Below are 12,948 nucleotides of genomic sequence, written 5' to 3' on the forward strand. Positions count from 1 at the left end.
AAAATAAATTTTGGATCAATAAATACCACGCAAATGGTGGAGCACCTTTAAGAAAAATTATTACTATGAAATTGCAGGAGGAGCACGACCTGCGGCCAGTACAAGCGCAATGCTTACAAAATTATAATCAGAGGCTTTAAAAAAATGTATTGTGGCTACCTGCGGTTCAAAATGAAAAGGATTATCAATTATAGCAGCCTGGTGATGCATCGCATCGCACATGTTACATTTTTCTTTAACAATTTGCTGATGAGGATCGTTAGAGGCGTATGCCGTTTTGATCGCCCCCTTTGTAAACTGGTGCTGGTGTGCATAAACCATATATTGCCCGGCAGTGAAGCAGATGAGCAACAACCATGAATATATGATATGTGATTTAATTTTTTTCACCCTTAACACCTTTTTACAAAGATCATGCAAAAATAGTTAATAAAACGTTAAAACTAATGCAACATTGTAACATTACTGTTAATCGCCGATATAAATCATCCTTTATTGGGTTATTTGTCTGAATCTTGATTTATCGGATTAAGGGATTGAGGGATTTTATTTAATCTTCTAAAATAATCCCGGGTATCTTTAAATCCCATGAATTATAGTTCATACAACTATTCCATATCTTTGCCGCTATGACACCTGCCGAAATTAATTTAAAGTGGAACGCCTTGCAGCAACGTATTGCAGAGGATTTTGATAATGAAAAACCGGATATTAAAGTAATGCTGTTTTTAATTGGCGTGCAGGAACTTGGCCAGGGGCCACGCAAGTTTAGCAAACGCCAAAAAGAGGAGTTGATGCACATTGCCAATTGTAAATTATTGAGCATGATGGGCTTTTATGAACTGGAAGGATTGGACCAGGATGGCTGGCCTCACTGGAAAAGGATAAAAGTTATACCAAACTATACCCTGCTTGAACAAGAAATGCTCATGAAATCATTGATCATCAATTACTTTGAGGAGCTGGAGGGGGCGTAGTTTGGGTTTACCTGGCTGATTAATTAAAAGATTAATTCTGGAAATTCTTAAATTCAGCAAATTCTGATTCAGACCACGATATATGAAAAAACTCATTACCCTAAGTTTATTATTGCTAACTATTATTACCGCGTTTGCCAAGCCGCCAAAAAACCAATACGTACGTATTAAAACCACTTATGGCGATTGCATTATCCGCTTATATAATGAAACTCCACTACACCGGGATAACTTTATTAAACTGGCTAAAAAGGGGCTTTATAATGGCACCTTATTTCATAGAGTGATACAAAACTTTATGATACAGGGTGGCGACCCTGATTCAAAAGACCCCGAAAAAACAAAGTTTGATGCCGAGCTTGGAAATGGCGATGTGGGATATACCGTACCGGCTGAGTTCAGGGATAGTCTTTTCCATAAACGTGGTGTACTGGCGGCAGCACGTGAAGATAACCCTAAAAAAGCATCAAGCGGATGCCAGTTTTATATTACCGAAGGCAAACGCTTTACCGATGGTAAATTGGATACCCTGGAAAAAACCCGCCTTAAAGGCCGCAAAATACCTGCCTGGCAAAGGGAATGGTATAAATCGGTTGGCGGTGTGCCACACCTTGACCAAAACTATACCGTTTATGGCGAATTAGTTTCAGGAATTGATATGGTTGACCGTATTGCCGCTGTAAAAAAGGATGAGTGTGACCGCCCCTTGGCTGATGTGCCTATGACCGTAGAGGTGCTCAGCAAAAAGGCCTGCAGACAGTTGGATAAAATATTGTTTTGATTTCGGAATTCGGATGTTCGATTTCGGATTTTTTTATTTAATGAGATAGGGATTTCTAATCATTAAGTTGACAAATAAAAAATCTAAAATATCGTACTTTGGCAATCTAAATCCGAAATCGAACATCCGAATTCCGAAATCAATATGAAGATCATCACTTATAACGTTAATGGTATCCGCTCGGCTATCAACAAAAACTGGCTGGCCTGGCTGCAGGCTACCGATGCCGATGTAGTTTGCCTGCAGGAAATTAAAGCCACGCCCGATGTACTTAGCGACCTGGGATTGGTAGATCAGCTGGGGTACAAACACTACTGGTTCCCGGCCGAAAAGAAAGGCTATAGCGGTACTGCTATTTTTTGCAAACAAACCCCAAAACACATAGAATACGGCTGCGGTATTGCCGATTTTGACCGTGAAGGCCGTAACATCCGGGTTGATTTTAATGAGGTATCGGTCATGAGTGTTTACTTTCCATCTGGTTCAAGCGGCGATGAGCGGCAGATATTTAAATACCGCTTTTTAGATGAGTTTGGTAAATACCTTACCCTGTTAAAAGCTACTTATCCCAAGCTGGTAGTATGCGGCGATTATAATATTTGCCACCGGCCTATTGATATCCACAACCCAAAATCAAACGCCAACTCATCCGGCTTTTTACCCGAAGAGCGTGAGTGGATGGAAAAATTTGTGGAGAGTGGCTTTATTGACACTTTCCGCCATTTAAATAAAGAACCGCACAACTATACCTGGTGGAGTTTCAGGGCCAATTCAAGGGCCAAAAACTTAGGCTGGCGCATTGATTATACCATGGCCAGTACCGAATTGGAAGCAAATATTAAAAGAGTAGCCATATTACCCGAAGCCCGTCACTCTGATCATTGCCCTGTTTTGCTGGAGCTGGAGTTTTAGCCCCCCCAGCCCCCTAAAGGGGGAGCTATGTGCGGGTGGTTTTTAATGTGTAAAGTACTGATAGGATTGAAGTCATGCCGAACTTGTTTCGGCATCCCACTTGCAAAGTGTAAAGCATGAAGGCTAATTTGTCCTGAGGGATCCTGAAACAAGTTCAGGATGACAAAATAAAAAAAGAGGTGCCGAAACGGCACCTCTTTTTTTATTTCTGCAAAGCAGAAAGTAGCTAATCAAAAGTTCCCCCTTCAGGGGGTTAGGGGGCTTACGCCTTTACTCTTTCCACATAAGTGCCGGTAGTGGTATCAACCTTTACCTTGTCACCAATGTTGATGAACAGTGGCACACGAATCTCGGCGCCGGTTTCAACGGTTGCATTCTTTAGCGCTCCACTTGAGGTATCGCCTTTAACAGCGGGCTCGGTGTAGGTAACTTCCAGTTCGGCAGAACCTGGGATAGAACCCATAATAGGCTCATCGCTTTCAAAAGCGACTATTACGTTCATGCCTTCTTTTAAAAACTTCACCGCCGGACCAAATAACGTTTTTGGTATGTTATGCTGATCATAGGTGGTGTTATCCATCACTACAAGGGCATCGCCATCCTCATATAAATATTGGTAATCATTGGTTTCAACACGGGCAATATCTACTTCTTCGTCGGTACGGAAACGGTACTCAACCAGTTTCCCTGATTTTACGTTACGCATACGGGCCTGATAAAATGCACGCAAGTTACCTGGTGTACGGTGTAAAAATTCCTCTACCTGCACTAATTCGCCATTAAAGCGAAGCACATTTCCATTTTTAACATCTGATGCTTTAGCCATAAAAAAATATTGAGGCGCAAACTTAGCTACTTATAGGCAAAGAAACAAGAGGTGTTTTGGTTGATTGGGTGAGTACCTGATCAAATTAAGTGGTTGGATGATGTTGATAATAAAGCGATTGGATAAAATACTGAAGAGTTGATTATTTTCCTGAACTCAACCCACTATTCACTTAATCCAACCTCATTAAACACTCACTAACTCTTATAATCAGAAATACTTAACTGATGCTTGCAAAAGCCATATTCATGCTCCTGGTTTGAGCAGATGATGGTAAGGCGGTTATGGGCAAACTGCTCAACAAGGCTCAGGTACCAATCCACACCCTGGGTATCTAAATTTGATGTGGGTTCATCAAGCATCAGCATAGGGGTATCGGCACAAAAAGCAAGTATAAGCTTAAGGCGCTGTTTCATGCCTGATGAAAAATACCGGATCAGCTTGTTTTCACTGTGAGCCAGATTAAGGAGCGTGATCAATCCCCTTTTATCCATCCCATCCTTATATTTTTTAAACCGGAAATGAAAATCAACCATCTCATTCAGCGTAAACTCCTCTATCAGTTCCAGGTAGGGTGCGGCCAGACTTAAGTAATTAAATACCTGCTCGGGTTCAACCGGTTTATCCTGAAATGTAAAATTGATTGTGCCTGCAGAGGGCGACAAGCTTGCATTTAAAACCTGTAACAAAGTAGACTTCCCCGAACCGTTTGGCCCCAGGATGGCATAAGAATCGCCGCTGGTAAAAGTATAATCAATACCCCTGAAAATCCAGTCGCGGTTAAATCTACGGCCGATGTTGTTGAGGGAGATGTTCATTTAGCTTATAGATGATGGTTCGTGTTGTGTGGTTCGCGTTGCCGGGTTGATGGTCTATAGTTCAACGGTTAACATACAATCTGGTAACTCGCACCCCGAACCTCATAACCCGAACCAATTTAAGTATTCCCAAATCCCTTCATGATACCCCTTTGCGAATTTTGCAAAAAGTTAATGATTTCGTCGCGCTCAACACTTGGGGTAAATTCGGCCTCGATAATATCGAGTGCCTTGCTTACATTATATTTTTTAAGGAATAAAATACGGTAGATCTCCTGGATCTCATTAATGGTAGCGGCCGAAAAGCCCCTGCGGCGTAAACCTACGGAGTTAATACCCACGTATGATAATGGCTCACGACCTGCCTTAGTGAACGGCGGAACATCCTTGCGCACCAACGATCCACCTGATATCATGCTGTGCGCGCCAATTTCAACAAACTGGTGTACGGCAGATGAACCACCAACAAAAGCATAATCATAAATATTGATGTGTCCCGCCAGTTGTACCGAGTTGGCAATAATTACATTATCGCCAATAACACAGTCATGAGCTACGTGCACGTAGGCCATTAACAGGCAATTACTGCCAATAGTGGTGGTATTTTTATCAAGCGCGGTACCGCGGTTAAGGGTAACGCATTCGCGTATGGTAGTATTATCGCCAATGGATACGGTACTTTGCTCGCCCTTATATTTTAGGTCCTGCGGTGGGGCCGATACTACAGCGCCGGGAAATATACGGCAGTTTTTGCCTATACGGGCACCATCCATGATAACGGAGTTGGAGCCAATCCAGGTACCTTCGCCAATTTCAACATCCTTGTGGATGGTTACAAAAGGCTCGATCACCACATTGTCGGCTATTTTAGCCTGTGGGTGTATATATGCTAAAGGCTGGATCATGCTTCTGTTCCTTTTACTTTTACTATTTGAGCCATTAATTCGGCTTCCACAACAACCCTGTCGCCCACCATACCAACACCTTTCATGGTTGCTATGCCACGCCTGATTGGGGCCAGCAGATCGCAAATATAAATAATGGTATCGCCGGGCACTACTTTACTTTTAAAGCGAGCGTTTTCGATCTTCAAAAACAAGGTAAGATAATTTTCCGGATCGGGCACAGTATTTAAAACCAGGATACCCCCGGTTTGCACCATGCCTTCAATCTGCAGCACACCCGGAAATATAGGAGCGCCCGGGAAATGGCCTTTAAAAAACTCCTCGTTTATGGTCACGTTCTTCATGCCCACTACATGGCTTTTGGTCAATTCCAGAATCTTATCTATCATTAAAAAAGGCTGCCTGTGCGGCAACATGCCCATGATCTCAACGGTATCAAACACCGGCTTGGCATTGGGGTCATAAACCTTAACCTGCTTACGGCTTTTTTCTTTTTTAATTAATGCTTTTATTTTTTTAGCGAAGGCCACATTGGCTGCATGGCCAGGCCTGGCCGCCATAATATGCCCCTTTAACGGAACACCAACCAATGCCAGATCGCCAATCATGTCCAGCAATTTATGCCTCGCGGGCTCGTTCTGGTGGCGCAGCTCAATATTATTTAATATACCCTGAGGCGCAACATTGATATCCTTACGGTTAAAAAGTTTTGCTAAGTGGGCCAGTTCATCTTCGTCTACATCCTTATCAACCACTACAATGGCATTGTTAAGATCACCGCCCTTTATCAGGTCGTGCTTTAACAGCATTTCAAGTTCATGCAAAAAGCAAAAAGTACGGCATGAGGCAATTTCCTTTTTAAATTCACTTATAGTTGATATGCTGGCATGCTGACTGCCCAACACCTGTGAATTATAATCAACCATGCAAGTAAAGCGGTAATCATCCAAAGGCATAGCTACCATTTCTACCTTACGATCGGGCTCAGAGTAGTGAATGTTATAAGGTATATGATAATATTCCCTGTCGGCTTCCTGTTCAATCAAACCGGTCTCCATCATCACATCAACAAACTGTATCGAACTACCATCCATAATAGGTGTTTCGGGGCCGTCCATATCTATCAAAACATTATCAATCTCCAAACCCACCAGTGCAGCCAGTACGTGCTCAACCGTATTTACCGTTGCGCCGTTTTGTGAAATGGTAGTACCTCTTGAAGTATCGGTCACGTTATCAACATCAGCATCAATTATAGGCGAACCAGGCATATCAACCCTCCTGAATTTATAACCGTGGTTTTCTGGTGCCGGGTTAAAGGTCATGGTTACCCTTTGGCCAGTATGTAAGCCCGTGCCCGAAACTGAAACAGGTGATTTAATGGTTCTTTGTTTTACATTCATAATATTAATGTCGGCCGTATTAATTTCCGTCGCCCTTAGCGTTACGTAGTTCTATAATTATTTTTTCTAATTCGTTTATTCTTTTTTCCAGCTCAGGTAAGCGGCTTATCACCACGTTAGAGCGCATATTGGCATTATATGGGGCTGCAGGCGTACCTCCCCATTTCTTACCTTCTTCGGTAATGGAGCGGCTTACACCCGATTGAGCCTGAAACTGCGTACGGTTTGCAATGCTAATATGTCCTACTAAACCAACCTGTCCGCCCATGATCACATTTTCGCCAATCTTTGTACTGCCCGATATGCCAGACTGTGCAGCAATTACCGTATTGGCACCTATCTCCACATTATGTGCTATCTGTATCAGATTATCCAGTTTAACACCTTTACGTATCACTGTTGAACCCATAGTGGCCCTGTCAATAGTGGTATTTGATCCCACCTCAACATCATCTTCCAAAATAACATTGCCAATTTGTGCAATTTTTGTGTAGGTACCATCGGGGTTGGGTGCAAAACCAAAACCATCGCTACCAATCACCGCGCCCGAATGCACTATAACATTATTACCAATTACACAATCAAAATAAACGGTAACACCCGAAAACAAGGTAACGTTATCACCGATAGTAACATTGTCGGCAATGTTAACATTAGGATAAATTTTACAGTTGTTACCAATTTTGGCATTAAGCCCAATGTAGGCAAACGCACCGATATAAAGATCGGTACCTATTTGAGCGGTTGGGTGTATAAAGTTAGGCTCTTCAATACCCTTTTTATTGAGCTTAATGGTATTGTATTGTTCAAGCAGAACCGAAAATGAACTATAAGCATTCTCAACCCTAATCAGTGTAGCTTTTACAGGCCCCGTAAGCTGCAAGTCATTATTAACAATAACTATCGAAGCATTGGTGGTATATAAATACTGCTCATACTTAGGGTTGGCCAAAAAAGAAAGGCTTCCTGGGGTACCATCTTCTATTTTAGCCAGCTGATGAACTTGTACAGAAGGATCACCTTCAACAGTTCCGTTAAGCAGTAAACTTATTTCCTGAGCAGTAAATTGCATCGACAAATTTAAATGTTAAAATTAAAGCAGCAAATTATTAATTAGTTGCGGGTTGGGTTGCCGGTTGCGGGGATCCTGGTTCGTGTTCTTTTGTATTCTTCGTTCAATACCCGAACCACGATCCTCGTTCCCCGAGCCTCATAAAAATTCCTTACTATAACAAAGTATATATTTCTTAACGGTTTTAGCCAGGGCCTCCAAATTTGAATTGTCGCTGGCTGTTGTAATATCATGTACATTTCCATCCTTCATCAATATACCTATATTACCATCGCCGGCGGTGTAGGCATTGTTACGTATGGATGTTGTAAAAACAAAATACGAAGCCTCATGCTCGCTTATGCCATATTTTTTTACCGCTTTTTGTATCAGGCTATTAACAAACTCCTTCTCGGGCTGTTTGCTGGTAATATCTACATGATAAAGATTACGCTGTACCAGGTTTTTTGACAGGGTTGAAAGTACAAAATCATCATGCCCGGCCCAAACCTTTACCGCCGACATGATATCAGCATCATCCAAGCTTGCAAAAATTTCGAGGTGATGATCTTCGTTCATAAAGGCATCCCTGCTAATGTTACTTTTAATAAAATGCTTTAATGCCGGGGTTGCAAACAGGTCTTCACCCTTTAAGGATAGTTCACGGCAGCGTTTAAAAACTTTACCCAACAGTTCCTCGGCTGCTATTACCGTTTTATGCAGATAAACCTGCCAGTACATCAACCTGCGGGCTATTAAAAATTTTTCTATCGAATAAATGCCCTTTTCTTCCACCACAATATGATCATCCTTTACGTTCAACATTTTGATGATACGGTCTGAGCTGATCACTCCTTCAGATACGCCGGTGAAAAAACTATCCCGGTTCAGGTAGTCCAGCCTGTCCATATCCAGCTGACTTGATACCAGCTGGTGCAAAAACCTGCGGGGGTAAGTATCATTAAAAATATTGATAGCCATGGTTAAGCGGCCTTCAAACTGCTCGTTTAACTTGTTCATGAGCATAGCCGATATATCTTCATGTGCTATGCCTTCTATAATAGTGCATTCCAGCGCGTGCGAGAATGGACCATGACCAACATCATGCAGCAATATGGCTATAGTTAGGGCTTCCTCTTCGTCTGTACTTATATGATGCCCTTTATAACGTAAGGTTTCAATGGCCATATCCATCAGGTGCATGGCTCCCAGTGCATGATGGAAACGGGTGTGCAACGCCCCCGGATACACCAGGTGCGTCATGCCTAATTGCTTGATGTACCTTAACCGCTGAAAGTACGGATGTTCGATCAGGTCAAATACCAGTTCGGTTGGGATACTGATAAAGCCATAAACAGGGTCGTTTATTATTTTCTTTTTGTTCAATGTGGATGATTACGTTGCAAAAATGTAAAACAAAGGTAAAATAAGCGCACGATGTTTGTTAAATTTTGTTAATACCTTTACCTGTCAACAACAAAAACCATTGCTTGGGGTTTAATCTCTGACCCTGAATTTATAGAATTCAGGGATTTGTTGAATTTTGTTAATTCAATAATTAGGTTAAAAACCCTTTTTTATTCTGCTAATCCCTTAATTCTATAAATTCAGGTTCAGATTTACTTTAATATACAGATACTATGCAAGATACCACCATTTTATGGGCCGATGACGAAATTGACCTTTTAAAGCCACATATACTTTTCTTAAACGAAAAAGGATACAAAGTTACTACCGTTACCAATGGTAACGACGCGGTTGACGCGTTTAAGCAGAATTATTTCGACCTCGTATTCCTCGATGAGAACATGCCTGGATTAACCGGACTGGAAACCCTGCAGCAAATAAAAAACATTAATAATGATGTTCCCATTGTGCTGATCACCAAAAACGAGGAAGAGTATTTGATGGAAGATGCCATTGGGTCAAAGATCGACGATTACCTGATCAAGCCGGTGCACCCTAAACAAATATTGCTCACCATAAAAAAGCTTACAGAAAACAAACGCCTGGTTACCGAAAAAACAACCATGGCCTACCAAATGGATTTCCGTACCCTGGGTATGACGCTTAACGACAACCTGAGCCATCAGGAATGGGTTGATGTTTATAAAAAACTCATATACTGGGAGCTGGAGCTGGAGCAACTGGAAGATGCCGGAATGCACGAGATACTAACCCTGCAAAAAGCCGAAGCCAATGTCCAGTTCTGCAAGTTTATTGAACGCAATTATTTAAACTGGATCAAGAACCCCGATTTTGCACCAACCAGCTCGCCGCAATTATTTAAGAAGAAGGTATTCCCGAAACTCGATGGTAAAGGGCCCCTGTTTTTTATATTGATTGATAACCTGAGGTATGACCAATTTAAGGTGATCAACCCTATTATATCTGAATATTTCAGACTGGAGGAAGAAGATACTTATTATAGTATTTTACCTACCGCCACCCAATATGCGCGTAACTCTATATTCTCGGGATTAATGCCCCTGGATATGGAAAAACGCTACCCAAACATGTGGCAAAATGATGAGGACGAGGGCGGCAAGAACTTATATGAATCTGAATTTATTGCCGATCATTTAAAGCGCGTACTGCGTAAGGAATGCAAATATTCGTATCATAAAATATTGAATATTGATGAGGGCCGTGCCCTTAACGAGTCGGTAAATAACCTGATGAACAACGAGCTTAATGTGGTGGTGTACAACTTTGTTGACATGCTTTCGCACGCCCGTACCGATATGCAGATGATCCGTGAGCTGGCCAGCGACGACGCGGCATACCGTTCCTTAACGCTATCCTGGTTTGAGCATTCGCCGCTGTTTGACCTGCTTAAGTTTTTAGCCCAGAAACAGGTAAGGGTAATTATCACTACAGATCATGGTACCATCCGTGTTAAAAACCCAAGCAAAATTGTGGGCGACAGGAATACCAATACCAACCTGCGCTACAAACAAGGTAAAAACCTTAACTATAACGCCAAGGAAGTGTTCCACATCCGCAATCCGCATGATGCTATGCTGCCCAAATTGCACCTGAGCTCGAGTTTTGTGTTTGCCAAGGAAGACAGCTATTTTGTGTACCCGAACAACTATAACCACTTTGTTAATTTCTATAACGAAACCTTCCAGCACGGTGGTATCTCGTTAGAAGAAATGATCATACCGATAGTTACTTACGGTCCTAAATAGATAGCCCCCAGCCCCCTGAAGGGGTAGCTTTTGACATATTAAACGCCATCGCTTCCAAAAAAGCGATGGCGTTTTTGTTTATACATTATAAACCATGTCATTGTGAGGAGGAACGACGAAGCAAGAAGCCCCCTCTAAATCTCCCCCGGTAGGGGAGACTTTAAAAAGCATTTTAAAGCCCTCTCCTTTGGGGAGGGTTGGGTGAGGTTTCTCGCCGCGCTGCGCTCGCAATAACATATCTTTTATTTTGCCAATTTTCGCTGCCGCGAGATTAGCGTAGCGTATCTCATGGTATTGTATGGGGTAAGCCTCCGACTTAAAACTACAGCTGAAAGCTGAGTCATGTTAACCACGGGCTGAAAGCCCGCGGTAGCGGACAATGACATATCTTTTATTTTGTTAATTCTTAAATTCTGAGAATCCTGATTCAGACAACCAACCGCTTCACGATCTCATCAGCGGTAAGTTTTTCCTGCTCGCCGGTGGTCATATTTTTAAAGGAGAGCAGACCGCTTTGCATTTCGTCGCTACCGATCACTACAGTGTAGGGAATATTTTTATTATTGGCATATTCCATTTGCTTTTTGATCTTAGCACCAGCAGGGTATAGTTCCGCATTGATATTTTGGCGGCGCAGTTCCTGCAACAGGGGCAGACCATACAGCTCACCCTCTTTATCAAAGTTGCAGATCAGTACCTGGGTACTTTGGTTTGCTGCTGCCGGGAACAGCTCAAGTTCTTCCAACACATCATAAATACGGTCGGCGCCAAAGGATATGCCTACACCGGTAAGTCCTTTTAAACCGAACATGCCGGTAAGGTCATCATAACGGCCGCCGCCGCCGATGCTGCCCATATTAACCTCGTTGGTTTTAACCTCGAAGATAGCGCCGGTATAATAGTTTAGTCCGCGGGCAAGGGTAATATCCAGTTCCAGCTTAGCGGTTTGCAGTGGACAGCTTTTTATATAGTTAAATACGGTTTCAATTTCATCGCATCCTTTTAAGCCGATCTCAGAGGTGGCAAGGGCTTCGCGCAGGCTTTGCAATTTTTCAGTATTGGAACCTTCCAGTAAAATTACTGGTTTAATTTTTTCAATATCAGCCTCGGTAAAACCGCGTTCCAGCAGTTCTTTGATCACACCATCAAGACCGATCTTATCTAATTTATCAATGGCTACAGTCAAATCAATGATGTTATCAGCTTTATCTATAATCTGAGCAATACCCGATAGGATTTTTCTATTATTAATTTTAATGCTAAAATCCTTCAATCCAAGCTTGCTTAAAGCCTCATCGTAGATCAATACAAACTCGGCTTCGTTCAGTAAAGAATCGGAGCCAACCACATCGGCATCGCACTGGTAAAACTCGCGGTAACGGCCGCGCTGCGGCCTGTCTGCGCGCCAAACCGGCTGCACCTGGAAACGCTTGAACGGGAAGGTGATCTCGTTTTGATGTTGAACTACGTAGCGGGCGAATGGAACGGTGAGATCGTAGCGGAGGGCTTTTTCGGAAATCTCATACGCTAATCTATTTGACGTTACATAGTTTTTTAAAAATTCATATAACTCCAATTCGATTTTAGTTTGATTTAATGAAGTTTCCTTAATACTCGATTTAAAATTTTCATCAAAATTATCGAAGTTGTCATGTAGTTTATCTAAGACTGCCCTATACCCTCCTGTTTGAGCTATTAATGCATTAACTTTTTCGTCCAGCAACTTAAATGTGTTCGCTTTCTCCAAAAATTCTCCGTTATCTAATATTTTAAATATCAGCTTATCCCCCTCATCCCCATATTTACCGGTTAGGGTTGATAGGTTCTCCATGGTTGGAGTTTCAATCTGTTGATAGCCGTATTTACGGAAAACACCTTTAATAGTATCAAATATATAGTTACGTTTCACCATTTCGGTTGGTGAAAAATCGCGGGTTCCTTTGGGTACGGATGGTTTGATGGATGCCATGCGGCAAATGTACAAAAAAGCAAATTATGGCGAATAGTGGCTTGCATTCGGGTGTTCGCTTTTTCTGAATAGGCCCGAACGCCCCCAAACGCCCATTTTGCGACATCTATAC

At 42.2% G+C, this 12,948-nt stretch carries 12 protein-coding genes; 4 read left to right on the plus strand and 8 right to left on the minus strand.

The genetic code is table 11. The features are described from left to right. Positions 1-63 precede the first annotated feature (63 nt). Complete coding sequence (locus M2273_RS17595; protein WP_429399063.1) at positions 64-390, minus strand: hypothetical protein; 327 nt, start codon at positions 388-390, stop codon at positions 64-66. Between the two features lie 239 nt (positions 391-629). On the opposite strand from M2273_RS17595, the gene M2273_RS17600 reads away from it, so the two are divergent. The 3 genes from M2273_RS17600 to M2273_RS17610 all read left to right on the plus strand — a co-directional run bounded on the left by M2273_RS17600 (position 630) and on the right by M2273_RS17610 (position 2,670). Then, positions 630-977, plus strand: coding sequence for a hypothetical protein (locus M2273_RS17600; RefSeq protein WP_429399064.1), 348 nt, complete (start codon positions 630-632; stop codon positions 975-977). A gap of 82 nt (positions 978-1,059) precedes the next feature. Beyond that, positions 1,060-1,758: a peptidylprolyl isomerase gene (locus M2273_RS17605; protein ID WP_429399065.1), complete on the plus strand. Its 699-nt coding sequence runs from the start codon at positions 1,060-1,062 to the stop codon at positions 1,756-1,758. Positions 1,759-1,902: 144 nt separating this feature from the next. Continuing rightward, positions 1,903-2,670 carry an exodeoxyribonuclease III gene (locus tag M2273_RS17610; RefSeq protein ID WP_429399066.1) on the plus strand — a complete coding sequence of 256 codons (768 nt, stop codon included), beginning with the start codon at positions 1,903-1,905 and terminating at the stop codon, positions 2,668-2,670. A 262-nt stretch (positions 2,671-2,932) separates the two neighbouring features. On the opposite strand, the gene efp is transcribed toward M2273_RS17610, so the two are convergent. From efp to M2273_RS17640, 6 genes are all read right to left on the minus strand, one after another. Further along, positions 2,933-3,496, minus strand: coding sequence for an elongation factor P (gene efp / locus M2273_RS17615; protein WP_429399067.1), 564 nt, complete (start codon positions 3,494-3,496; stop codon positions 2,933-2,935). A gap of 197 nt (positions 3,497-3,693) precedes the next feature. Further along, entirely contained in the window at positions 3,694-4,314 is a 621-nt protein-coding gene (locus tag M2273_RS17620) for an ABC transporter ATP-binding protein (protein WP_429399068.1), read from the minus strand. 119 nt (positions 4,315-4,433) lie between these two features. Beyond that, positions 4,434-5,219 carry an acyl-ACP--UDP-N-acetylglucosamine O-acyltransferase gene (lpxA, locus tag M2273_RS17625; protein ID WP_429399069.1) on the minus strand — a complete coding sequence of 262 codons (786 nt, stop codon included), beginning with the start codon at positions 5,217-5,219 and terminating at the stop codon, positions 4,434-4,436. Then, a complete protein-coding gene (locus tag M2273_RS17630; RefSeq protein WP_429399070.1) occupies positions 5,216-6,622 on the minus strand; it encodes a bifunctional UDP-3-O-[3-hydroxymyristoyl] N-acetylglucosamine deacetylase/3-hydroxyacyl-ACP dehydratase in 1,407 nt (468 codons plus the stop codon). The genes lpxA and M2273_RS17630 overlap by 4 nt, the downstream gene beginning before the upstream one ends. A 19-nt stretch (positions 6,623-6,641) precedes the next feature. Continuing rightward, positions 6,642-7,694 carry a UDP-3-O-(3-hydroxymyristoyl)glucosamine N-acyltransferase gene (lpxD, locus tag M2273_RS17635; RefSeq protein WP_429399071.1) on the minus strand — a complete coding sequence of 351 codons (1,053 nt, stop codon included), beginning with the start codon at positions 7,692-7,694 and terminating at the stop codon, positions 6,642-6,644. A gap of 138 nt (positions 7,695-7,832) precedes the next feature. Beyond that, the gene (locus M2273_RS17640) at positions 7,833-9,059 is read right to left on the minus strand and encodes an HD domain-containing protein (RefSeq protein WP_429399072.1); all 1,227 of its coding nucleotides are present in this window, start codon (positions 9,057-9,059) and stop codon (positions 7,833-7,835) included. A gap of 254 nt (positions 9,060-9,313) precedes the next feature. Between M2273_RS17640 and M2273_RS17645 the strand changes: the two genes are divergently transcribed. After that, positions 9,314-10,867 (plus strand): PglZ domain-containing protein, encoded by a 1,554-nt coding sequence (locus M2273_RS17645; protein ID WP_429399073.1) that lies wholly within the window; start codon positions 9,314-9,316, stop codon positions 10,865-10,867. Between the two features lie 427 nt (positions 10,868-11,294). Here M2273_RS17645 and hisS read toward each other — a convergent pair whose 3' ends face one another. Next, positions 11,295-12,836, minus strand: coding sequence for a histidine--tRNA ligase (hisS, locus tag M2273_RS17650; RefSeq protein ID WP_429399074.1), 1,542 nt, complete (start codon positions 12,834-12,836; stop codon positions 11,295-11,297). Positions 12,837-12,948: the final 112 nt, after the last annotated feature.

The organism is Mucilaginibacter lappiensis (assembly GCF_050433765.1).
Lineage (GTDB): Bacteria > Bacteroidota > Bacteroidia > Sphingobacteriales > Sphingobacteriaceae > Mucilaginibacter > Mucilaginibacter lappiensis_A.

What these genes read in the sequence shown, in the direction of transcription:
- M2273_RS17600 (WP_429399064.1), top strand. Translation starts at nt 630, where the DNA reads ATGACACCTGCCGAAATTAATTTAAAGTGGAACGCCTTGCAGCAACGT.
- M2273_RS17605 (WP_429399065.1), top strand. Translation starts at nt 1,060, where the DNA reads ATGAAAAAACTCATTACCCTAAGTTTATTATTGCTAACTATTATTACC.
- M2273_RS17610 (WP_429399066.1), top strand. Translation starts at nt 1,903, where the DNA reads ATGAAGATCATCACTTATAACGTTAATGGTATCCGCTCGGCTATCAAC.
- efp (WP_429399067.1), bottom strand. Translation starts at nt 3,496, where the DNA reads ATGGCTAAAGCATCAGATGTTAAAAATGGAAATGTGCTTCGCTTTAAT.
- M2273_RS17620 (WP_429399068.1), bottom strand. Translation starts at nt 4,314, where the DNA reads ATGAACATCTCCCTCAACAACATCGGCCGTAGATTTAACCGCGACTGG.
- lpxA (WP_429399069.1), bottom strand. Translation starts at nt 5,219, where the DNA reads ATGATCCAGCCTTTAGCATATATACACCCACAGGCTAAAATAGCCGAC.
- M2273_RS17630 (WP_429399070.1), bottom strand. Translation starts at nt 6,622, where the DNA reads ATGAATGTAAAACAAAGAACCATTAAATCACCTGTTTCAGTTTCGGGC.
- lpxD (WP_429399071.1), bottom strand. Translation starts at nt 7,694, where the DNA reads ATGCAATTTACTGCTCAGGAAATAAGTTTACTGCTTAACGGAACTGTT.
- M2273_RS17645 (WP_429399073.1), top strand. Translation starts at nt 9,314, where the DNA reads ATGCAAGATACCACCATTTTATGGGCCGATGACGAAATTGACCTTTTA.
- hisS (WP_429399074.1), bottom strand. Translation starts at nt 12,836, where the DNA reads ATGGCATCCATCAAACCATCCGTACCCAAAGGAACCCGCGATTTTTCA.